The sequence below is a fragment of the Intrasporangium zincisolvens genome (assembly GCF_034724055.1).
Lineage (GTDB): Bacteria > Actinomycetota > Actinomycetes > Actinomycetales > Dermatophilaceae > Monashia > Monashia zincisolvens.
Genome location: NZ_JAWIIL010000002.1, coordinates 157,267 through 178,858 on the forward strand (window position 1 = coordinate 157,267; position 21,592 = coordinate 178,858).

General features: G+C 70.8%; 19 protein-coding genes. 7 read left to right on the forward strand and 12 right to left on the reverse strand.

All coding sequences use genetic code 11. From position 1 onward, the window contains the following. Positions 1-84: 84 nt before the first annotated feature. Positions 85-1,026 carry an aldo/keto reductase gene (locus tag RY076_RS05150; RefSeq protein ID WP_323097181.1) on the forward strand — a complete coding sequence of 314 codons (942 nt, stop codon included), beginning with the start codon at positions 85-87 and terminating at the stop codon, positions 1,024-1,026. Positions 1,027-1,188: 162 nt separating this feature from the next. Here the strand turns inward: RY076_RS05150 and RY076_RS05155 are convergent, their stop codons facing one another. Both RY076_RS05155 and RY076_RS05160 read right to left on the reverse strand, forming a co-directional pair. After that, a complete protein-coding gene (locus RY076_RS05155; protein WP_323096524.1) occupies positions 1,189-2,571 on the reverse strand; it encodes an MFS transporter in 1,383 nt (460 codons plus the stop codon). Further along, on the reverse strand, positions 2,568-3,254 hold the full coding sequence (locus tag RY076_RS05160; RefSeq protein ID WP_323096525.1) for a winged helix-turn-helix domain-containing protein: 687 nt from the start codon (positions 3,252-3,254) through the stop codon (positions 2,568-2,570). Before RY076_RS05160 ends, RY076_RS05155 begins: the two co-directional genes overlap by 4 nt. Before the next feature lie 217 nt (positions 3,255-3,471). Between RY076_RS05160 and rplM the strand changes: the two genes are divergently transcribed. Both rplM and rpsI read left to right on the forward strand, forming a co-directional pair. Next, positions 3,472-3,915, forward strand: coding sequence for a 50S ribosomal protein L13 (gene rplM, locus RY076_RS05165; protein ID WP_323096526.1), 444 nt, complete (start codon positions 3,472-3,474; stop codon positions 3,913-3,915). Between the two features lie 42 nt (positions 3,916-3,957). Then, entirely contained in the window at positions 3,958-4,461 is a 504-nt protein-coding gene (rpsI, locus tag RY076_RS05170; RefSeq protein ID WP_323096527.1) for a 30S ribosomal protein S9, read from the forward strand. A 103-nt stretch (positions 4,462-4,564) separates the two neighbouring features. Here the strand turns inward: rpsI and RY076_RS05175 are convergent, their stop codons facing one another. Beyond that, a complete protein-coding gene (locus RY076_RS05175) occupies positions 4,565-5,752 on the reverse strand; it encodes a hypothetical protein (protein WP_323096528.1) in 1,188 nt (395 codons plus the stop codon). 257 nt (positions 5,753-6,009) lie between these two features. Here RY076_RS05175 and glmM point away from each other — a divergent pair, with 257 nt between their 5' ends. The 3 genes from glmM to RY076_RS05190 are packed head-to-tail and all read left to right on the forward strand — an operon-like array spanning position 6,010 to position 10,681. Further along, on the forward strand, positions 6,010-7,356 hold the full coding sequence (gene glmM, locus RY076_RS05180) for a phosphoglucosamine mutase (RefSeq protein WP_323096529.1): 1,347 nt from the start codon (positions 6,010-6,012) through the stop codon (positions 7,354-7,356). Positions 7,357-7,412: 56 nt separating this feature from the next. Next, positions 7,413-9,482, forward strand: coding sequence for a M3 family metallopeptidase (locus tag RY076_RS05185; RefSeq protein WP_323096530.1), 2,070 nt, complete (start codon positions 7,413-7,415; stop codon positions 9,480-9,482). Between the two features lie 23 nt (positions 9,483-9,505). Then, a complete protein-coding gene (locus RY076_RS05190; protein ID WP_323096531.1) occupies positions 9,506-10,681 on the forward strand; it encodes a low temperature requirement protein A in 1,176 nt (391 codons plus the stop codon). 4 nt (positions 10,682-10,685) lie between these two features. On the opposite strand, the gene RY076_RS05195 is transcribed toward RY076_RS05190, so the two are convergent. The 8 genes from RY076_RS05195 to glpX form a co-directional block, all read right to left on the reverse strand. Next, positions 10,686-11,201, reverse strand: a complete 516-nt coding sequence (locus tag RY076_RS05195; RefSeq protein WP_323096532.1) for a beta-class carbonic anhydrase — start codon at positions 11,199-11,201, stop codon at positions 10,686-10,688. A gap of 17 nt (positions 11,202-11,218) precedes the next feature. Beyond that, positions 11,219-12,931: a fumarate hydratase gene (locus RY076_RS05200; protein WP_323096533.1), complete on the reverse strand. Its 1,713-nt coding sequence runs from the start codon at positions 12,929-12,931 to the stop codon at positions 11,219-11,221. A 161-nt stretch (positions 12,932-13,092) separates the two neighbouring features. Beyond that, positions 13,093-13,956 (reverse strand): carbohydrate ABC transporter permease, encoded by an 864-nt coding sequence (locus RY076_RS05205; RefSeq protein WP_323096534.1) that lies wholly within the window; start codon positions 13,954-13,956, stop codon positions 13,093-13,095. Further along, positions 13,953-15,041: a carbohydrate ABC transporter permease gene (locus RY076_RS05210; protein WP_323096535.1), complete on the reverse strand. Its 1,089-nt coding sequence runs from the start codon at positions 15,039-15,041 to the stop codon at positions 13,953-13,955. The genes RY076_RS05205 and RY076_RS05210 overlap by 4 nt, the downstream gene beginning before the upstream one ends. A 62-nt stretch (positions 15,042-15,103) precedes the next feature. After that, complete coding sequence (locus RY076_RS05215) at positions 15,104-16,462, reverse strand: ABC transporter substrate-binding protein (RefSeq protein WP_323096536.1); 1,359 nt, start codon at positions 16,460-16,462, stop codon at positions 15,104-15,106. Between the two features lie 287 nt (positions 16,463-16,749). Continuing rightward, a complete protein-coding gene (locus tag RY076_RS05220) occupies positions 16,750-18,480 on the reverse strand; it encodes a substrate-binding and VWA domain-containing protein (RefSeq protein ID WP_323096537.1) in 1,731 nt (576 codons plus the stop codon). A gap of 126 nt (positions 18,481-18,606) precedes the next feature. After that, positions 18,607-19,533: a carbohydrate kinase family protein gene (locus RY076_RS05225; RefSeq protein WP_323096538.1), complete on the reverse strand. Its 927-nt coding sequence runs from the start codon at positions 19,531-19,533 to the stop codon at positions 18,607-18,609. A gap of 10 nt (positions 19,534-19,543) precedes the next feature. Then, positions 19,544-20,536: a class II fructose-bisphosphatase gene (glpX, locus tag RY076_RS05230; protein WP_323096539.1), complete on the reverse strand. Its 993-nt coding sequence runs from the start codon at positions 20,534-20,536 to the stop codon at positions 19,544-19,546. Between the two features lie 94 nt (positions 20,537-20,630). Here glpX and RY076_RS05235 point away from each other — a divergent pair, with 94 nt between their 5' ends. Then, positions 20,631-21,251 carry a DUF4245 domain-containing protein gene (locus RY076_RS05235; protein WP_323096540.1) on the forward strand — a complete coding sequence of 207 codons (621 nt, stop codon included), beginning with the start codon at positions 20,631-20,633 and terminating at the stop codon, positions 21,249-21,251. A 33-nt stretch (positions 21,252-21,284) separates the two neighbouring features. Here the strand turns inward: RY076_RS05235 and RY076_RS05240 are convergent, their stop codons facing one another. Beyond that, the gene (locus RY076_RS05240) at positions 21,285-21,584 is read right to left on the reverse strand and encodes an exodeoxyribonuclease VII small subunit (protein ID WP_323096541.1); all 300 of its coding nucleotides are present in this window, start codon (positions 21,582-21,584) and stop codon (positions 21,285-21,287) included. Positions 21,585-21,592 lie beyond the last annotated feature (8 nt).

Here is a 21,592-nt window from a genome sequence, read left to right on the forward strand (position 1 = left end):
GTCCGACGGCCCATTGACAGGTCCTGCCTGCCCACCCTCGAGCCGGACGCGTCGGGGCGGGTCTACGTTGGACCGGTGACCGACATGACGTACCGACAGCTCGGCGACAGCGGCCTCACCGTCTCGACGGTGGGCCTCGGCTGCAACAACTTCGGCCGCCGCATCGACCAGGAGGCGACGAACGCCGTCGTGCGCACGGCGATCGACGCCGGCGTGACCCTCTTCGACACGGCCGACATCTACGGTCAGGGGGCGAGCGAGGAGATGCTCGGGCTCGCGCTCGGCGCCGAGCGCGAGAACGTCGTCGTCGCGACGAAGTTCGGTATGGACATGCAGGGCTCGAACGGGCCCGACTGGGGCGTGCGTGGCTCGCGGCGGTACGTCCGCAAGGCCGTCGAGGCGAGCCTGCGCCGCCTCGGCACCGACTGGATCGACCTCTACCAGCTGCACCGCCCGGACCCCGTCACACCGATCGAGGAGACCCTCGCCGCCCTCGACGAGCTCGTCCGCGAGGGCAAGGTGCGCTACATCGGCAGCAGCAACTTCACCGGCTGGCAGGTCGTCGACGCCGACTGGACCGCCCGCGCCGCCGGCACGACGCCGTTCGTGTCGGCCCAGAACGAGTACTCGCTGCTCGAGCGCGACGTCGAGGACGAGCTCGTGCCCGCGTGCGAGCACGTCGGGGTCGGCCTGCTGCCGTTCTTCCCGCTCGCGAGCGGCCTGCTCACCGGCAAGTACCGACGCGGTGAGGCCGCCCCCGAGGGCACCCGACTGGCCGGCAGCGCCGAGCGGCTCGCCGGCGCCGACTGGGACACCGTCGAGGCCCTCGAGGCGTTCGCAGCCCGCCGCGACCTCCGGCTCATCGACGTCGCCATCGGTGGCCTGGCCGCGCAGCCGGCCGTCGCGTCGGTCATCGCGGGCGCGACGCGTCCCGAGCAGGTGCTCGACAACGTCCGCGCCGGCGGCTGGGACCCGAGCGCCGACGACCTCGCCGAGCTCGACGACCTCACCGCCCCGCCCGCCTGACCCGAGCGGCCGCTCGGTCCGACATCCGACACCGACGCCCGACGCCTCTTCATCGAGTGAGCACACCGCCCCACGCGCCTCACGCCTCCCACCTTCCCTCCATCGAGTGAGCGCTCCGTCCCACGCGTCACACGTCTTCGTGTGGCTGGTGTGACGGGGTGCTCACTCGATGGGGGAGGTGAGGCGGGCCGACGCGGCAGTGTCTGCGTCGGGGGAGTCGAGCGGGTCGGTGGACGCACGGGAGTCGGTGGGCGCATCGGCCGCCGCGGGTGCGGTGGCGCGCTCGACCTCGGCGCGTCGGGCCGCTCGGTAGAACACGGCGCCGACCATGCTCACGGCACCGGCGCAGACCATCGCGACCTGGGTCGAGGTCGCGTCCGCGAGCACGCCCATGGCCGACGCGCCGACGGCGAAGGCGGCCGAGGCGACCATGGAGTTCATCGACAGGACCGTCGCCCGGTTGCGGGCCTGCGCCTCCCGGTGGAGCAGCGTCGAGTGCGCCGGACCGGCCGACCCGTGCAGCAGGTAGGTGACCGCGTAGGCCGCGACGAGCGCGGCCGGCCCGGCGACCAGGCCCATGACGACGGCGCCGAGGCCGTTGAGGATGCGCGCGAGGATCGCGGTGCGGGCCACGCCGATGCGCCGGCTCGACCATCCGGACAGCGCCGCCCCGACGGCGAAGATCGCCCACCCGGCCGCCGCGACCGGGCCCATGATGGCGCCGGCGCGCTCCTCACCGCCGACGAGCTCGGCCAGGCGGATCGGCTGGAAGGTCTCGAAGACGATCATCGCGATCGACCAGAACACCTCGACGAGGACGATCCCGCGCAGCACCCGGTTGGCGCGCAGCATGCCGAGCCCCTCGCGGACGACGACCGGCGCCTCCCGAGTCGAGGCGATGGCGCGTCGCAGGCCGGTGGCGTCGACGTGCTCGCTCGACGGGGGCTCGCGCAGCAGGACGAGCACGGCGAGGAGGTGCACGACGTTGAGCACGACGAACACGGCCACCGGAAGTACGAGGGCGGAGGCGCCGGCGAACGGGTGCCACCACACGAGGCCGCCCGACAGGAGCGCCCCGGCGGCGATGCCGCCGCCGAGGACGGTGCCCTGGGCGGCGAGCGCTCCGTCGACGTCGGCGCCGGGCGTGCTGGCGTGGACGGTGTCGACGAACCAGGCCTCGAGCGGGCCGGAGTCGAGGGCGCGGAAGACGCCGGTGAGGACCGCCGCGAGCAGGAACATCCAGTACGTGTGGGCGGCCAGCAGCAGGGCGCTCGCGACGACGTTGACGACCGCCGACACGACGAAGACCGGTTTGCGGCCGAACGCGTCGGCGAACCCGCTCGTCGGCAGCTCGAGCAGGAAGATCGTCAGCCCGGCGGCCGACGAGGCCGTCAGGGCCTGCGCCACGGTGAGGCCCCGCTCGAGCTGCCACAGGGTCAGCAGGCCGACGACGAGGCCGACGGGGAACCAGCGGGTCAGGGTCAGCGCGAGGAAGACGCGTCGGGCAGCGGTGGGGGACAGCACCGCCTGTCGGGCGGCGCTCATCGACGGCCTCGCTCCGCCGACGCGTCGCCGCTCGTGCCGCCGCTCGTGCCGCCGCTCGTGCCGCCGCTCGTGCCGCCGCTCGTGCCGCCGCTCGTGCCGCCGGGCGGACGGTCGAGGTCGATGGGGTAGGCGAAGGCGTAGACGGCCACACGACGCGCGCTCGGGTTGCCCTGGCCGACGCGGCGGTAGCGCTCGATGAGGTCCCACATCTCCTCCCGCAGCTCCTCGAGCGCCTCCGGCGTGACGAGCACCGCGGCGTCGCTCGAGCCGCAGGCGTCCTGCCAGGCGGGGGGCCAGGTCATCGACACGTCGAGCCAGCGGTCGTACTGCTCGGAGAAGTGCCGCGCGTAGTCGCGGGTCAGCCAGTTGAGGGCGGTCTCGGAGTCCTCGTCGCCCTCGAAGTCGCTCGGGTGCCACGAGTGGAACTCCGAGCCGGCGCGCCAGAGGCGGCGCTTGCCCTCGCCGTCGCCGGTGTCCTCGACGAGGCCGACCGACTCGAGCTTGCGCAGGTGGTAGCTCGTGGCCCCGGAGTTGGTGCCGAGGGCGTTGGCGAGGTCGGTGGCCGTGGCCGGACCGCTGCGCCGCAACGCTCCGAGGAGCCGTGAGCGCAGGGGATGGGCCAGGACGCGGAGGCTCTCCGGGGTGAGCCAGATGTTGTCCGGCGTCGGGGGGTGTGCAGCCATAGTGTGCACACTACCTTTGCACAATCTGTTTGCACAAGAGTTCTGCACGAAGCCGGAAGTGGTGCATCGCCGCAGGTCAGAGCAGGTTTCAGGGGGTCGGTGCGACGATTTGGCCGCAAGCCGCCTCCTCCGTAAACTGGATGACTGTTGTGCTGGACCGCAGGGTCATCGCCCCGGCGGCACGCATCCATCGTTTGAAGCGAGAAGGCAGACTCCATTGCGTACGTACACCCCGAAGCCCGGCGAGGTCACTCGCACGTGGCACGTCATCGACGCGACCGACGTCGTGCTCGGTCGCCTCGCGAGCCAGGCTGCGATCCTGCTGCGGGGCAAGCACAAGCCGCAGTTCGCGCCGCACGTCGACACCGGTGACTTCGTCATCATCATCAACGCCGACAAGGTCGCCCTCACCGGCGCCAAGCTCGAGCAGAAGAAGGCCTACCGCCACTCGGGCTTCCCGGGCGGCCTGCGCTCCACGTCCTACACCGAGCTGCTCGCCAAGAGCCCGGAGAAGGCCGTCGAGAAGGCGATCCGGGGCATGCTCCCGAAGAACTCGCTGGCCCGCCAGCAGCTGTCCAAGCTCAAGGTCTACCGCGGTGCCGAGCACCCGCACGCGGCCCAGCAGCCCGTCCCCTTCGAGATCACCCAGGTCGCGCAGTAAGGCCCGGCGCCGCCGCTGCTGCGTAGAAAGCGAACAGACACCGTGACTGACATCATCAACGAGGGCGTGCTCGACACCGACGAGCCCGAGCTCACCGAGTACACCTCCGAGTCCGACGCCTCGGCGTCCGGCGAGGCCAAGCGCGCCCGCCAGGTCTCGACGCCCGGCGCGGCCACCGGCCGCCGCAAGCAGGCCATCGCCCGCGTCCGCATCGTGCCGGGCACCGGCGAGTGGAAGATCAACGGCCGCGCCCTCGAGGACTACTTCCCGAACAAGGTGCACCAGCAGATCGTCCGCGAGCCGCTGACCATCCTCGAGCTCGAGGGCTCCTACGACGTCCTCGTGCGCGTCCACGGCGGCGGCCCCTCCGGCCAGGCCGGCGCGGTCCGCCTCGGCGTGGCCCGCTCGCTCAACGAGGTCGACTCCGAGCTCAACCGCCCGGCCCTGAAGAAGGCCGGCTTCCTGACCCGCGACGCCCGCGTCCCGGAGCGCAAGAAGGCCGGTCTCAAGAAGGCCCGCAAGGCGCCGCAGTACAGCAAGCGCTGACCCGTCGCGCCCACCCGGGCGCCCGCGTCACGCCCGAAGGCCCCCGAGCACCGCTCGGGGGCCTTCGTCGTACGTTCCGTGCCCCTCGTGTGGGCGCGACGCGTCAGCTCACGGTCGCGTGCGACAGGTCGCAGCGGTTCGTGTCGTTGGACCACGTCGCCTGCATGGCGAAGGAGCCCTGCGCCGTCGACACGTTGCCCGCGCCGCCCGCCGAGCCCGGCGAGATCCAGGCGCACTCGTCGGCGTTCTCCTGGCCGGAGTAGGTGCGCGAGGTCGTGTTCGTCCAGCCACCGGCCGGGTTCTGGTCGGTGATCGTCTCGGCGTACTCGTGGCCCTCGACCATGGAGTAGCCGTCGTCGGTGCCGACAGCGCCCGCGTTGACGAAGTTCTGCCCGCAGCTGGTGCCCATGTCCATGACGTAGGGCATGTTCGTGAAGGCGATGTCGCCGTAGGCCGAGGCCGAACCGACGTACGGGTCACCGTTGTAGTCGTGCCACGCGCAGAAGTTGCCCGACGCGGTGTTGAAGCCGTCCGGGTGGGTGCCCGTGGGGGAGAGCACGACGTACTGGGCGTACCGGTTGCTCGCCGCGGTCGTGTTGCCGAAGTGCCCGGCTGCCTTGACGGCCTCGTCGCCGAGCTGCTTGGCGGTCGCCGAGGACGGGGCTGCGGTCGACGGGTCGTACCAGACGCCGGCGAGGTTGCCGCCGGTCGGGTAGCCGACGTGGGCCGAGCCGGCCGGGCACGACGTGGCGCCCTTGGCCACGAGCGGTCCGTCGCAGTACTGCGTCATGACGCCGCTCCACGCCTCGCCGTTCGTGCCCAGGCCCTTGAAGAGCTTCTGGACGAGGGGCGCACCCGTCTTCGGGTCGCCGGTGAAGGTGAGGTTGCCCGACGCGTCGGAGCCCTGGGTGCCCCACTGGCTGCCCCAGAAGACGAGGTAGACCTTCGGGGTGCCGCTCGTGACCCCGGTGCCGTCGACGCCGCCGCCGTAGGAGAGCGTCTTGCTCGCTGCCGGCTTCGCGCCCTTGGTCTGGGCCTCCCAGCGGTGCATCTGGGTGTTGAGCTCACGCGTCGGCACGCTGCCGTGGCGGTACGGGTGACCGTAGGCGGGGGAGTACGGGTTGGTGACACCGCCGGACGTGGCGGACGTGGCGGACGCGGCGGGCGCGGCGGGCGCGGCGTCGGGGCTGCTCGCGGTCGCGCTCGTGGCGCCGAAGGCCGTGCCGAGGGCGAGCGCGGCTGCCGAGGCGGCGACGGCGACCGAGAGGCGACGGGAACGTCGAGTGCTCATGCGGGTCCTTTCACAGGGAACTCCCGGGGGGTGGCGGGATGTCGGACATCGTCGTGGCGCTCGTCTGTGAAAGTGGTGGGAGCCGGCTGCCAGTTCCCTGCCACTTCCTCCCGGTCCGGACAGGGGTGTACCGTCCGCAAGCGGGATGAACCGGCCCCGCCCGCCTCGTGCGGTGGTCGACGGGTACTGGCGGTATCGTCGTGCGAGCACATGACCTGGGTCGGCCCGTGGGCCACCCGACCGGGAAGGCACAACGCGTGGCTCGACTCTTCGGCACGGACGGCGTCCGTGGCATCGCCAACCAGGACATCACCGCCGAGCTGGCCCTCGACCTGTCGGTCGCGGCCGCGCACGTGCTCGGCGAGGTCGGGGAGTTCAACGGACACCGGCCCGTGGCCGTCGTCGGGCGCGACCCCCGCGCGTCGGGTGAGTTCCTCGCAGCGGCGACCATCGCCGGGCTCGCGTCGGCGGGCGTCGACGTGCGCGACGCCGGCGTGCTGCCGACGCCGGCCATCGCGTACCTCGTCGCCGAGCAGGACGCCGACCTCGGCGCCATGCTGTCGGCCTCGCACAACCCGATGCCCGACAACGGCCTGAAGTTCTTCGCCCGGGGCGGGCACAAGCTCGCCGACGATCTGGAGGACCGCATCGAGGCGCGCCTGCGCGCCGACTGGCAGCGCCCCGTCGGGGGCGCCGTGGGCCGGATCACCGTGCTCGAGGACGGCGCCGACCGTTACGTGCGCCACCTGCTGTCCGTCCTGCCGCACCGCCTCGAGGGCCTGCACGTCGTCATCGACGCCGCCCACGGGGCCGCGTCGGAGGTGGCCCCCCGCGTCTTCCGCGAGGCCGGCGCCACCGTCACGACGATCGGCTGCGAGCCCGACGGCATCAACATCAACGACGGCTTCGGCTCCACCCACACCGACGCCCTCAAGGCGGCCGTCCTCGAGGCCGGCGCCGACCTCGGGATCGCCCTCGACGGCGACGCCGACCGCTGCCTCGCCGTCGACGCCGCGGGCCGCGAGGTCGACGGCGACCAGATCATGGCGATCCTCGCCCTGGCCATGAAGGAGCAGGGCGTCCTGCGCGGCGACACCCTCGTCGCGACCGTCATGAGCAACCTCGGCATGATCCACGCCCTCGCCGACGCCGGCATCAGCGTCGTGCAGACCGCCGTCGGCGACCGCTACGTCCTCGAGGGGATGAAGGAGGGCGGCTACGTCCTCGGCGGCGAGCAGTCCGGCCACGTCGTCATGCTCGAGCACGGCACCACCGGCGACGGCACCCTGACCGGCCTCATGCTCGCCTCACGCGTCGCGGCCAGCGGGCGCCCGCTGTCCGACCTCGCCACGGTGATGTCGCACTTCCCGCAGGTCCTCGTCAACGTCAAGGACGTCGACAAGTCGGCCCTCGAGGCCAACTCCGTCGTCGCCGAGGCGGTGCGCGTGGCCGAGGGCGAGCTCGGCAGCACCGGTCGCGTCCTGCTGCGCAAGTCGGGCACCGAGCCGGTGGTGCGCGTCATGGTCGAGGCCGCCGACGGCGACCAGGCCCGGCTGCTGGCCGACCGCCTCGTCGGGGTCGTCAAGGCCGAGCTCAGCCTCTGACGCGTCGCGTCGACAAACGGGATGCCCCGGCGGGGCGTGCTGCGTAGGGTCGCGTCATGCCCGACGCCACCAGCGAGCCCGCCACCACCACCGACGCCAACCCGCTGCTCGCCCCGAGCACGCTGCCGTTCTCGCTCCCGCCGTTCGCACAGATCCGCGTCGAGCACTACGGCCCGGGCTTCGACGCCGGTATGGCGCAGCACCGCGACGAGGTGGAGGCGATCGCCGGCAGCGTCGAGCCGCCGACCTTCGAGAACACCGTCGTCGCGCTCGAGCGCTCGGGCCGGCTGCTGAGCCGGGTCAGCCTCGCCTTCTTCGGCACGTCGAGCTCTCTCGCCACCGACGCCATGCAGGCGCTCGAGGAGGAGTACGCGCCGCGGCTCACCGCCCACGGCGACGCGGTCCGGCTCGACCCGCGCCTCTTCGCGCGCATCCGGGCCGTGCACGACGACGCGGACGCCATGGCGTCCCTCGACGACGAGTCACGCCGGCTCGTCGAGCGGCACCTGACCGAGATGACCGTCGCCGGTGCCGGCCTCGACGAGGAGGCCAAGGGCCGACTGCGCGACCTCAACGGCCGGCTCGCGACGTTGAACACGCGCTTCGAGAAGCAGCTGCTGTCCGACTCCAACGACCTCGCCGTGCTCGTCGAGGACGCCGCGCACCTCGACGGCCTCACCGCAGGCGAGATCTCGGCCGCGGCCGAGGCGGCCCGCGAGCACGGCCACGACGGTGCCTGGCTCATCACGCTCGTGCTGCCGACGAGCCACCCGCACCTGACCTCGCTGACCGACCGCGACCTGCGCCGCCGCATCCAGGTCGCGCAGACGAGCCGCGGCAACCGTGGCAACGCCGACGACACCACGGACCTCGTCCTGCAGATCGTGCGGCTGCGGGCGCAGCGGGCGCGGCTGCTCGGCTACGACACCCACGCCGCCGCGACCCTGGCCGCCTCCACGGCGCGTTCGCCCGAGCGCGTCATGGAGCTGCTCGGCAGGCTCGCGCCCGCCGCCGCCCGCAACATCGAGCGGGAGCGCGAGCTGCTCGAGCGGGAGGCCGGGCATCTGGTGGAGGCGCACGACTGGGAGTTCTGGTCGGAGCGGGTTCGCGCGTCGACCTACGACGTCGACCTCGCCGAGATGCGTCCGTACTTCGAGGCCGAGCGGGTGCTGCAGGACGGCATCTTCCTCGCCGCCGAGCGGCTCTACGGCCTCACCTTCCACGAGCGCGACGACCTCGTCGGCTACCACCCCGACGTCCGCGTCTTCGAGGTGCACGATGCCGACGGCACACCGTTCGGCCTCTACCTGCTCGACCTCTACACGCGCGACACGAAGAAGGGTGGCGCGTGGATGAACAGCCTCGTCCACCAGAACACCCTGCTCGGCCAGCCGAACGCCGTCGTCGTCAACAACCTCAACGTGCCCAAGCCGGGCGCCGGCGAGCCGACCCTGCTGACCTACGACGAGACCCGCACCTTCTTCCACGAGTTCGGGCACGCGATCCACGGACTGCTCGCCCGCGTCACCTACCCGCACTTCGCGGGCACCCGCGTGTTCCGCGACTTCGTCGAGTACCCGAGCCAGGTCAACGAGATGTGGATGCTCTGGCCCGAGGTGCTCGGCAGCTATGCGGTGCACCACGAGACGGGGGAGCGTCTGCCCCAGGACCTCGTCGACCGGCTCGTCTCCGCGCAGTCGTGGGGCGAGGGGTTCGCCACGGGGGAGTACCTCGCGGCCGCGCTGCTCGACCAGGCCTGGCACGCGCTGACGGTCGAGCAGGCGGAGGCGGTCACCGACGTCGAGGCGTTCGAGGCGCAGGCCCTGGCGAGGGTCGGGCTCGCGCACCCGCTCGTGCCGCCGCGCTACCGGTCGACGTACTTCGCGCACACGTTCTCCTACGCCTACGACGCGCAGTACTACGCCTACATCTGGAGCGAGGTGCTCGACGCCGACACCGTGGCGTGGTTCCGCGAGAACGGGGGCCTCTCCCGCGACAACGGTGACCGCTACCGCCGGTACGTCGTCGGCATCGGCGGGTCGGTCGACCCGCTCGCCTCCTACCGGGAGTTCCGTGGCGCCGAGGCCGACATCCGCCACCTCCTCGAGCGTCGCGGCCTCGGCTGAAGGGCTGCTGGCAGACTCGGGTCGTGAGCCACGTCAACGTCGTGCCGCTCTCGCGACGCATGCAGCCTCGGGACCCGCACGAGGAGCACCGCGTCGCGACGCCGCTCGAGCTGTTCTTCGACCTCGTCTTCGTCGTCGCCATCGCCAGCGCCGCGGCGCAGTGGCACCACGGACTTGCTGCCGGACACCTCGGCGAGCTCGTCAACTTCGTCATGGTGTTCTTCGCCATCTGGTGGGCGTGGATGAACTACACGTGGTTCGCCTCGTCCTACGACTGCGACGACGTGCCCTACCGGCTCCTGACGTTCGCGATCATGGCCGGGTCGCTCATGCTCGCCGCCGGCATCCCCGAGCTCTTCCTCACCGAGCAGTCGGGGCTCGTCGTCGGCGGCTACGCGCTGATGCGGTTCGCCATGGTCGCGATGTGGCTGCGCGCCGCCCGGAGCCATCCGGAGGGCCGGCGCACCGCGCTGACCTACGCCGTGGGCATCTCCGCCGTGCAGGTGCTGTGGATCGCCCGGCTCCTCATCCAGGACCGCACGGCGCTCCTGGTGACGTTCTTCGCCCTCGTCGTTCTCGAGCTGCTCGTGCCGGTCGTCGCCGAGCGGAGCGGCATCACGCCGTTCCACCCGCACCACATCGCCGAGCGCTACGCCCTGCTGACGCTCATCGTGCTCGGGGAGGTCGTCCTCGCGTCGGTGCAGGCCGTGCAGGGAGCGCTGGCCACCGGTGCGGCAGTGGGCCTGGTCGCGCTCGTCGTCGGCGGCCTGCTCATCGTCTTCTCGATGTGGTGGCTCTACTTCAAGCGCGAGCACGCCGGCCTGTTCGAGGGATCCATCGCCAGCGTCTTCCTCACCGGCTACGGGCACTACCTCGTGTTCGCGTCAGTGGCGGCGACGGGTGCGGGACTCGCGGCCGCGGTGGACGTCTTGCAGGGCGAGGCGCAGGCGTCGGCCCGTGTCGTCGGTCTGGCCCTCACCGGCGCCGTCGCCGTGTACGTGTGGTGCCTGACCGCCATGCACTCGATGGCCGGGGCGCCGGCCGCCGAGCGACGTGTCGGCGTCGGCGTGGGCCTGCTCGTGCTCGCCGTCGCGGCGGTGGCGCCACCGGTCGGTGTCACCGTGCTCGTCACCGGTCTCGTGCTCGCGGCCGCCGTGGCCCACCACGTGTGGAGCACCCGCGAGCGGGACGTCGCCTGACGCGTCAGGCGACGTGGCGCAGCAGGCCGGTGTCGACGTCGTAGATGAAGCCGGCGACCTGCGTGCCCGCGGCGATGAGGGGGTGGGCGCGCACCCGGGCGAGGTCCTCGCGCAGGGCCCGCTCCTGGTCGGCGATGGCGTGGAAGTGCATCCACGAGGCGTCCTCGCCAGCGCTCGCGCCGACCCGCTCGCGCAGCTCGGCCTCGGTGTTCGAGGCCATGGCGCACCGGGTGTGCGGCACGACGAGGATGCGCTCGACGCCGAGCAGGTGCGTCGCGAGCACGAGCGCCTCGAGCGCGTCGGAGCCGACGCGTCCGCCGGGGTTGCGGAAGATCTTCGCGTCGCCGGGCTTGAGGCCCACGAGCTGCAGCGGGGCGATGCGCGAGTCCATGCACGTGACGATGGCGACGCCCGCGCGGGCGATGCCGTCGAAGCCGGCCATGTCGAAGTTGTCGGCGTACTCGCGGTTGGCCGCGACGAGGTCCTCGAAACCCTTTGGGGCGGAAGCGTTCTCGGTCACTGCAGTTGTCTCCTCGTTCACTCGAGGCCGGGGCGCTTGGCGATGGTGAAGGCCACCGGCTTGCTCACCTCGGCGAAGAAGTCGTTGCCCTTGTCGTCGACGACGATGAAGGCCGGGAAGTCCTCGACGTCGATCTTCCACACCGCCTCCATGCCGAGCTCCTCGTACTCGAGGACCTCGACGTGCTTGATGCAGTCCTGGGCCAGGCGCGCGGCCGGACCGCCGATCGAGCCGAGGTAGAAGCCGCCGTGCTCGTGGCACGCGTCGGTGACCTGCTTGCTGCGGTTGCCCTTGGCGAGCATGACCTTGCTGCCGCCGGCCGCCTGGAACTGGTCGACGTAGCTGTCCATCCGGCCGGCCGTCGTCGGGCCGAAGGACCCCGAGGGCATGCCCTCGGGAGTCTTGGCCGGACCGGCGTAGTACACGGGGTGGTCCTTGAGGTACTGCGGCATGCCCTCGCCGGCGTCGAGGCGTTCCTTGATCTTGGCGTGCGCGATGTCGCGGGCCACGACGAGTGGGCCGCTGAGCGACAGGCGCGTCTTGACCGGGTGCCGGCTCAGCTCGGCGAGGATGTCGTCCATCGGCTGGTTGAGGTCGACCTTGACGACGACGTTGCGGCTCGTCGAGCTGACGCCGACGGCGTCGTCCTCGTGCTCGCCGAGGTCGACCGAGCCGGCGTCGGGGAGGAAGCGGGCCGGGTCGGTCTCGAGCTGCTCGATGAAGACACCCTCTGGCGTGATCTTGCCGAGCGCCTGGCGGTCGGCCGAGCATGACACGGCGATGGCCACGGGCAGCGACGCTCCGTGGCGGGGCAGGCGCACGACGCGGACGTCGTGGCAGAAGTACTTGCCGCCGAACTGTGCGCCGATGCCGAACTCGCGGGTCAGCTCGAGCACCTTCTCCTCGAGCTCGGTGTCGCGGAACGCGTGCGCCGTCATCGAGCCGGTCTTGGGCAGGGTGTCGAGGTACTTGGCGGACGCGTACTTGGCTGTCTTCAGGGCGAACTCGGCGCTCGTACCGCCGATGACGATCGCCAGGTGGTAGGGCGGGCACGCCGCGGTGCCGAGGGAGCGGAGCTTCTCGTCGAGGAAGCGCATCATGGCCTCCTCGTTGAGGATGGCCTTCGTCTCCTGGTAGAGGAAGCTCTTGTTCGCCGACCCGCCGCCCTTGGCCATGAAGAGGAACTTGTACGACGTCTCGTGCCCCGGCAGCGTGTCGGCGTAGAGCTCGATCTGCGCGGGGAGGTTCGAGCCGGTGTTCTTCTCCTCCCACGTCGTCAGCGGTGCCATCTGCGAGTAGCGCAGGTTGAGCCGCGTGTACGCGTCGTACACGCCCTCGGCGACGGCCCGCTCGTCGGTGCCCCCGGTGAGCACGTGCTGACCCCGCTTGCCCATGACGATGGCGGTGCCGGTGTCCTGGCACATCGGCAGCACGCCGCCGGCGGCGATGTTGGCGTTCTTGAGCAGGTCAAGGGCGACGAACTTGTCGTTGTTGCTCGCCTCGGGGTCCTCGAGGATGTTGCGCAGCTGCTGCAGGTGGCCGGGTCGCAGGTAGTGCGCGATGTCGTGCATCGCGGTCTCGGTGAGCAGGCGCAGCGCCTCGGGGTCGACCTCGAGGAAGGTGCGGCCTCCCGGCCCCTCGACGGTGCGCACCCCCTCGGTGGTGAGGAGGCGGTACGGCGTCTCGTCGGCGCCGATGGGCAGCAGGTCCTCGTAGGCGAACTCGGCCACGACAGCTCCTTGGTGCGTCGGTTGCAGCTGCGGCGCCGCCCCGCGGGTGGCGCCCGGACCCTGCGGCACGGGCCGGCGAGGCGGCCGCAGACGCGAAAGTCCCCTCCCAGCCTAGTGATGGCCGGGAGGGGACTGTCGCGCAGGTGGTGCCGGGCGGGCCCTCAGCCCTTGACGGCGCCGGAGGTCATGCCGCGGACCATGAACCGCTGCAGGGCGAAGAACACGATGAGCGGGACGATCATCGTGATGAACGCGCCGGCAGTGAGCAGCTCCGCGCCCTGGCCCTGTGTGCCGAGCAGCTGCTGGAGCTTGACGATGACCGTCGTGTTGCCGCTGTTGAGGAACAGCTTGGCGATGAGCAGGTCGTTCCACACCCAGAGGAACTGCAGGGTGGCGAACGCCGCGACGGCCGGGATCGACATCGGGAACACGAGGCGCCAGAACGTCTGGTAGTGCGAGCAGCCGTCGATCTTGGCCGACTCGATGACGCTCTTGGGCAGGGTGCTCATGTAGTTGCGCAGCGTGTAGATGCACAACGGCATGCCGAAGCCGGTGTGCAACAGCCACACGGCGATGTACTGGCCCGAGATGCCGAGGCCGCGCGGGCCCAGGATGTTGAGCATCGGCTGGAACGCCACCTGGATGGGCACGACCATGACGCCGATGATGAGCAGGAAGATGAACTCCTTGAACGGGAAGTTCATGAACGTGAAGGCGTAGGCCGCGAACGCCGCGAACATGATGGGGATGACCGTCGCGGGGATGGCCACGACGATGCTGTTGATGAAGCCGGTTGCGAAGTCCTGCCCGCTCCAGACGCCTTGGTAGTTGCTCGTCGTCCAGTTGGCGCTACCGGGGTTGAACAGGGCCGTCCACCACCCCGACGACGCAGCGTCGTCGCGGGTGCGGAAGGAGGTGACGAGCAGACCGATGGTCGGGATCGTCCAGAGGAGCGCGAAGATCGTCATCGTGACGATCGAGAACGGGCTGAGCGGCCGCCCGTCCTTCATGAGTCGCCTGCTCATCGGTTCGCCTCCTCGTCCTTGAAGTGCTTGATCTGGTACCAGATCAACGGGATGACCGCGACGAGCAGGACGACGACGATGGCCGTGGCCTGACCAGCCTCGCTCGCGGCGAACAGCTTGTTGAAGAAGAGGTTCGCGATGACGTTGGTGTTGTAGTTGCCGTTCGTCGTGACGTAGACGATGTCGAAGACCTTGAGCACGAGGATGAACACCGTCACGAAGACCGTGATGATCGTGCCCTTGATCTGCGGGACGACGACGCGCCAGAAGATCTGGAACTCCGTGGCGCCGTCGATGCGCGCCGCCTCGATGGTGTCGTCGGGCACGCCCTTGATCGCCGAGGACAGCAGGACCATGGCAAACCCGACCTGCAGCCAGATGAGGATGACCATGAGCAGGAGCGAGTTGAGCTTGGCCGTCGAGATCTGCAGCCAGGTCTGCGGGTCGCCGCCGAGGCCGGTCCAGATCGCGTTGAGCAGGCCGGTCTGGGGCTCGCCCGGGTTGTTGTAGGCGTAGACGAGGCCCCAGATGGCCGAGGCGCCGACGAAGGAGATCGCCATCGGCATGAACACGAGGCTCTTGGCGACCTTCTCCCCGAGCGCCGACAGCTTGTCGGACAGGACGGCGACCCCGACACCGAAGCCGACGACGACCGCCGGCACGATGATGAGCCACAGGATGTTGTTGAGGATCGAGTTCCAGAACTCGCTGTCGCCGAAGATCGTCTTGTAGTTCTGCAGGCCGACATAGGCGGTGCTGTCGGCGTTGGCGAACGAGTAGTTGATGGTCTGGAACGTCGGGTAGATGAGCATGAGTGCGACGAAGAACAGAGCCGGCAGCAGGAAGGCGTACGGGATCACTCCCTCGGACAGCCGCGAGGGCAGGCCCTCGACGAACATGTTGAGGAAGAAGAAGATCGCCCCGGCGCCGCCGACTCCGGCGATGATGGCCAGCAGGCCGATGATGACCTTGTTGCCGAACCACTGCGGGTAGAAGCCGAACGCGAGGAACAGGTTGCCGAGGAACCAGACCACGACGACCATGCCGATCAGGCCGAGGGCGATCTTGAGTGGCTTGGCCCGCAATGAGGCCTCAGGGTCGCTCGGTCGCGACCGACTTCCTTGCGTGATGGAAGCGGTGTCGGCGGTCATGACTTCGGCCAGGAGTTCTCGATGTTGTCGACCGTCTGCTGGGTCGGCTGGCCGTTCATCCACTTGACCATCTCGGTCCAGAACGTGCCCGATCCGACGGCCTTGGGCATGCTGTCGGAGCCGTCGTAGCGCAGGGCGCTCGCGGCGCCGGCCAGGGCAGCGATCTCCTTGGTGGTCTTGTCCGGGTAGTTGCTCGCGTCGAAGGTCTTGTGCGGCGAGAGCCACCCGCCGGCCTTGGCCCACTCGGCACCGAACTTGTCGGAGGTCAGGAACTGCATGACCTTCTGGGCGTCGGGGTCGCCGCCGTTGAAGAGCCCGGCGATGTCGCCACCACCGAGGACGACGGGGCTGTCGTAGCCGCCCTGCCACTGCGGGAAGACCATGATGCCGACCTTGTTGTCGAGGTCGGCCTGGACCGGCTTGGGCAGGAAGGTCGTGATGAAGTTGCCCTGGCGCAGGAGCATGCACTTGGGCGGGGTCTGGAACGCCGGGTTCATGGCGTCACCGAACGCGGTGTTGAGGATGCCCTTGGGGCCACCGAAGGAGTTGTTGCCGTCCTTGATGATCTTGCCGACCTCGTCGAACGCCTTGACGACCCGGGGGTCGTTGAACGGGATGCGGTGGGCCACCCAGTCGTCGTAGACGTCCGGCCCGTACATCGAGAGCATCAGCTGCTCGACCCAGTCGGTGCCGACCCAGCCGGTGGCCTGGTCCGAGCCCCACGCCTCGCACCACGGTGAGACGCCGCCCGCCTTCACCTTGTCGACGACCTGGGACTGGAGGTCCTGGAAGGTCTTGAACCGCGTCGGGTAACCGGCCTTGGTCCAGGCGTCCTTCGGGTACCAGAGGATGCTCTTGAAGGCCATGCGCATCGGGGCGCCGTAGACGCGTCCCTTGTAGCGGCCGGCGTCGAGGAACCCACTGATGAGGGTGCGGTTGAGCTGGTCGTAGTCGAGGAAGGTGTCGATCGGCTGGATCTTGCCCTGGGCGGCGAACTCGAGCAGGCCACCGGGCTGCGGGAACAGGCCGATGTCGGGGGAGTCGCCGGACTGGACCTTCTGCTTGATCGTCGTGGTGAAGTCCTGGTCGGACGTGTAGTTCACCTTGATGCCGGACGCCTGCTCGAACTTGGCGAGCGAGGCGTTGAAGTTCTTCTCCTCGTCGCCGCCGAAGGCGCCGAGGATGGTGACGACCTTGTCGTTGGGCGCGCTGCCTCCCTGCGCCACCGCGTTACCCGTGCCACCGGCACCGCCGCCACCGCTGGCGTTGGGGTTCTGCAAGCACCCGGACAACAGCGCCATCGCGGCCGCGACCGCACCCGCCGTCGTGAGGGCCCGTCTCGGAAAACCGGTCATGCTCGCTCCTCGTCGTTGAGTCGTGCCGTCGATCCCCACCGAGCAACGTGAGCAGAGTCACGTTTTCGTAGTCCATTCCTACCGTGACGGAGGGAGGCGGTCCAGCGTTGCTATCGCACCGTGATCTTGCGGTCGGTGGTGCCGGAGCGCTCGGTGGGACGTATGGGGCACCGCGCTCATACCCACACCCCCGTCCCGCGCCGCGGTGCGGGACCGAGGCGCCGGTGGAATGCGAAGGGGCCCCCACCGCAGTCGCGGTGGGGGCCCCTTCGGTGTGTCGGGCGGACTCAGACGCAGCGTCCGTTCTTGCAGTCGTGGTCGAACAGCGCCCGCGCGAGCACGGTCGTCATGTCGGCTGGGGTGGGCGCCGAGTAGAAGTCGGAGTAGGTCATCTTCGAGATCGCCGTCAGCGCCGTGGCGTCGACGTCGGGCCCGATGCCGATCGTCGTGATGGCGATCGGTTTGTTCGGGTCGCTCGCGGCGCGCAGGTTGGCCTTGAGCTGTTCGAGGGAGATGCCGTTGGGGTCGTCGTTGCGGCCGTCGGTGAGGATGACGACGGCGTTGACGCGCTCGGGGTCGTACTGCGCCTTGGCCTTCTGGTAGGCGGCCCAGATCGTGTCGTAGAGGCCCGTGCCACCGCCGACGTTCTTCGACAGGGTGGCGGCCGCGGTGGCGACCTGCGCCCGGTGGTTGTCGTCGTCGAGGGGGCCGATCGGGGCCAGCTCGCGCCAGTCCTGGCCCTTGCCGCCCTTGTCGATGGAGAAGACCCAGAGGCCGAGCTTCGTCGTCTTCGGCAGGGCCGACAGGGCGATGCCGGCGGCCTCCTGGGTGATGGCGACGCGCGTGCTGTCGCCCACCTTGTCGTTCATCGACCCCGACACGTCGAACACCGACAGGAGCGAGAAGTCGGTCGTGGCCGACTGCCACGTGTCGGTCGCGGCCGACACGGTGGCGGCGTCCGGGGTCGGGCCGATCTTGACGTCGCCGATGCTGCCGGTGGGCGTCGGCATCGACACCGGCACCGAGCTGGAGCGGATGCCGTACTGCGCGAGGATCTTGGCGGCCTCCGGCGTCATGAGGTAGGTGCGGAGCATCTCCACGGCCTGGGCCTTGACGGGGTCGGTGGCGACGTTGATGAGGGAGAACTCGAACGCGGGCGTCCCCTCGCTCGGGGTCACCGACACCATGCGGTGGTCGGGGTAGAGCCGGTTGTGGTCGATGAGGTCGGCCTCGGCGACGGGGAACGAGCCCGCGTCCTCGGGCTTGGCGTTGTACGTCGAGAAGAGCTCGTCGATCGAGGCGGCCGCGCCCTTGGCGAGCTTGGGGATGACGACCCGGCCCTGCTCGGCGCTCAGCTGGGGCAGCGCCGAGGCCAGGGTCAGCATGCCGGCGGTCGTCGAGCGCGGGTCGCTCATCCGGATGGGGGAGTCGGAGCCGACGAGCTCGAGCCACGAGGGCTGCCCGTCGAGTGCCTTGGCCCGCTCGGGGTCCATGGCGATAACGAGAGGGCTCTTGGCGAAGGGCCGGGCGACCTTGGCGTTGATCTTGGCGGACTCGTTGACGCGCTCTACCCAGCGCTCGGAGTCGGGGATCCACCCGTCGGGGCGGTTCGGCTGGCCCTGGCCGAGGCCGATCATCGCCTCGATCGGGGTCTTGCTGCGCACGACGAAGTCGACGCACGGCGAGTCGGGGTCGGCCTGGTACTCCTTGGCGAGCGCGAGGACGGCGGGCTGCGCCGCCTCGGACACCCACAGCGAGACCGGCGTGCGCTCGGGGCAGGACTTGCCCGGGGTGCCGGTCAGCGCGGCGACCGGCGCCTGGTCGCGACCCTGCCACCACATGAACCCGCCGGCTCCGCCGCCGGCGACCACGAGCGCCAGGGCGAGCACGACGGCGATCCGCCGGATGCGACGGCTGCGGGCCAGCTTGGCCTCGAGCGCCTTACGGGCGGCTCGGCCCTCGAGAAGGCTCTGCTCGTACGGGCCGAGGGGGCGACGTGGAGGGGGCGGGTTGGACACGGGGTTTCCTCACATGAGGACGCCCCGGTGCCGGGGCGTCGGGGTGAACCACCGAGCAACGGTACCGGGCGGCTCGCGCAGAATGGTGCCTGAACTGCCGCGCGTTTGTCGAATGCCCGAAATGTCCTATCGCAGCGTGGATCTCGTCGGCGCGAACGCCCCCGCGCGCTGCACCGTCAGGGCCCCGGTCAGCAGCGCGCGCTCGACCGACGGCCTCACGTCGGACAACGTCGCGGCGTGCAGCCGCTCGCGGGCCGCCGCTCCGCCGAGCAGGCCGGCGTCGAGCAGGCCTGAGACGAGCCCGGCCATGAAGGAGTCCCCGGCGCCGACGGTGTCGACGACGTCGACGCTCGGCGCGGGCAGCGACACCTGCTCGCCGGTGGCCGTGACCCGCACGAGGGCGCCCTGGCCGCCGCGCGTCACGACGACCACGGCCGGGCCGAGCCCGCCCCAGCCGCGCACGACGTCGTCGAGGGACTCGCCGGGGCAGAGCCACTCGACGTCCTCGTCGGACAGCTTGACGACGTCGGCCAGGGCGACGGCGGCCTCGATGACCCGCCGCGCGTCGGCCGGGGCGCCCATCAGCGTCGGGCGGGCGTTGGGGTCGTAGGAGACGGTGGCACCGGCGGCCCGGGCCGCCTCGAGCACGGCGCGCACCTCGTGACCGCCGGGCTCGATGACGGCGGCGATGCTGCCGGTGTGCACGTGACCGTAGGCCTGCAGGTTCGGCACCGGCGCGACGTGCCACTCGAGGTCGAAGACGTAGGTTGCCGCGCCCGACGCGTCGAGCGTCGCGTGCGCGAGCGAGGTGGTGGCGGCGTCGCGGGACCCCTCGGTCAGGGTGACGCCGCGCTCGGCGCAGTGTGCGGCGATCCGCTCGCCACGGGCGTCGTGACCGATCCACGTGGCCAGGTCGACCGGGTGCTCGAGGGCAGCCAGGCCGAAGGCGACGTTCGCGGGGCTGCCGCCGACGTGCTCGGCCGTGGTGCCGTCGGGGGTCGTGACGGCGTCGACGAGCGCCTCACCGACGACGAGCGTGCGGGCGTCGGACACGTGCGCCACCTCAGGCGTCGACCATGTCGGCGCTGCCGAACCAGCCCGGACGGTCGAAACGGTGCTCGCTGTCGATGGTGCGGATCGTGCCGCTGCGCGAGCGCATGACGAGGGAGTTGGTCCGAGCCGACTTGGCGCCGTAGCGGACTCCGCGCAGCAGCTCGCCGTCGGTGATGCCGGTGGCCACGAAGAAGCACTCGCCGACGACGAGGTCGTCGGTCGACAGCACCCGGTCGAGGTCGTGGCCGGCGTCGAGGGCCCTCTGGCGCTCGTCGTCGTCCTTGGGCCACAGCTTGCCCTGGATGACACCGCCGGTGCACTTGATGGCACAGGCGGCGATGATCCCCTCCGGCGTGCCACCGATGCCGAGGAGCAGGTCGACACCGGTGCCGGGGCGGGCCGCCATGACGGCGCCCGCGACGTCGCCGTCGACGATGTAGCGGATGCGGGCGCCGGTGTCGCGGATCTGCTGGGCGAGGCCCTCGTGGCGTGGCCGGTCGAGCATGACGACGGTGACGTCGGCCGGGGTCTCCTTCTTGGCCTTGGCGATCCGGCGGATGTTCTCGGCGACGGGCAGCCGGATGTCGACGACCTCGGCCGCCTCGGGCCCCGTCGCGAGCTTGTCCATGTAGAACACCGCCGACGGGTCGTACATGGCGCCCCGGTTGGCGACGGCCATGACCGCGACCGCGTTGTTCATGCCCTTGGCCGTGAGCGTCGTGCCGTCGATGGGGTCGACCGCGACGTCGACCTCGGGACCCGTGCCGTCGCCGACCTGCTCGCCGTTGAAGAGCATGGGGGCGTTGTCCTTCTCGCCCTCGCCGATGACGACGACGCCGCGCATGCTGACGGTGGAGATCATGGCGCGCATCGCCTCGACGGCGGCGCCGTCGGCTTTGTTCTTCTCACCGCGGCCGACCCACCGGCCACCGGCCATGGCGGCGGCCTCGGTGACCCTCACCAGCTCGAGGGCGAGGTTGCGATCGGGCTGGCTGTGCTTCATCGGGTCCTCCGTCGGCGCAGAACGAGTCCGCGCCAGCCTAGCGGTGGCCGGACCCGCGTTTGGACGGCGTCCGCGCGTCGGGGACGATGGGGGCATGAGCACGACCTCCACCCCCTCGCCGACCGACCTGCCGGGTCAGCAGCCGGTGGAGGAGCCTGCCGCGCCGCGCAGCCGGTACTCGATGGGCACGCTGCCCAACATGCTGCGCTCGATGCTCGTCATCGGCCTGTTCGTCCTCGCGCTCGTGGCCATCGTGCCGCGCACCGACCACGTCGACCGGCCCGCTGTCGACGCGCTCGACAAGGCCCGTCAGGTCGCGGCCCAGGCCGCGATGACCGTCGAGCTGCCGCAGGGCCTCGGCTCCGGCTGGGTGCCGACCGTCGCGTCGTACGCGCCCGGCACCGAGAAGGTCCGCACCTTCACGACGGTGTGGACGACGCCGGATGGGGCGGACATCAGCCTCAAGCAGGCCGTCAACCCGACCGACGGCTGGCTGCGCCGGTCGGTCAACGACGGCGACGCCGCGGGCACGGTGCAGGTGTCGGGCCGCAGCTTCGAGCGGTTCACCGCCTCGGACGCCGGCCAGGTGGCCTACGTCGTGCGCGGCACCGGCGCGACGCAGCCGACCGTCGTCGCCTCGGGCAACGCGTCCGAGGACGAGCTCAAGGCGTTCGTCGCGGCGATGCGCCCGGTGCAGCCGGCAGCGGCACCCTGACGCCGGGGCCCTGACGCGTAGGGCGGCCGCCGCTCAGGACTCGTCGTCGAAGACGGCGTCGTCGGCGTGCAGCGGGCTGCCCGGTGCGGGAGCCGGGGCGTCGCCGCCACGGGTGGCCTGCTCGATCTCGGCCTGGGCGCCGTCGAGCCACGTCGCGCAGTGCGCGGCCAGGGCCTCGCCCCGGCGCCACAGGTGCATCGAGTCCTCGAGCGGGGCCTGACCGGCCTCGAGCCGCGCGACGATCCCGACGAGCTCCTCGCGGGCGTCCTCGTACCGCATCCCCGCGATGTCGGGGAAGTCGGCGGTGCTGGCGGTGGGGGATGCGTCGGACATGCGCGCCA

Bases quoted from the DNA above. Each gene is read 5' to 3' on its own strand.
- RY076_RS05150 (WP_323097181.1), top strand. From the start codon at position 85: ATGACGTACCGACAGCTCGGCGACAGCGGCCTCACCGTCTCGACGGTG.
- RY076_RS05155 (WP_323096524.1), bottom strand. From the start codon at position 2,571: ATGAGCGCCGCCCGACAGGCGGTGCTGTCCCCCACCGCTGCCCGACGC.
- RY076_RS05160 (WP_323096525.1), bottom strand. From the start codon at position 3,254: ATGGCTGCACACCCCCCGACGCCGGACAACATCTGGCTCACCCCGGAG.
- RY076_RS05175 (WP_323096528.1), bottom strand. From the start codon at position 5,752: ATGAGCACTCGACGTTCCCGTCGCCTCTCGGTCGCCGTCGCCGCCTCG.
- RY076_RS05185 (WP_323096530.1), top strand. From the start codon at position 7,413: ATGCCCGACGCCACCAGCGAGCCCGCCACCACCACCGACGCCAACCCG.
- RY076_RS05205 (WP_323096534.1), bottom strand. From the start codon at position 13,956: ATGAGCAGGCGACTCATGAAGGACGGGCGGCCGCTCAGCCCGTTCTCG.
- RY076_RS05215 (WP_323096536.1), bottom strand. From the start codon at position 16,462: ATGACCGGTTTTCCGAGACGGGCCCTCACGACGGCGGGTGCGGTCGCG.
- glpX (WP_323096539.1), bottom strand. From the start codon at position 20,536: ATGAAGCACAGCCAGCCCGATCGCAACCTCGCCCTCGAGCTGGTGAGG.
- RY076_RS05235 (WP_323096540.1), top strand. From the start codon at position 20,631: ATGAGCACGACCTCCACCCCCTCGCCGACCGACCTGCCGGGTCAGCAG.
- RY076_RS05240 (WP_323096541.1), bottom strand. From the start codon at position 21,584: ATGTCCGACGCATCCCCCACCGCCAGCACCGCCGACTTCCCCGACATC.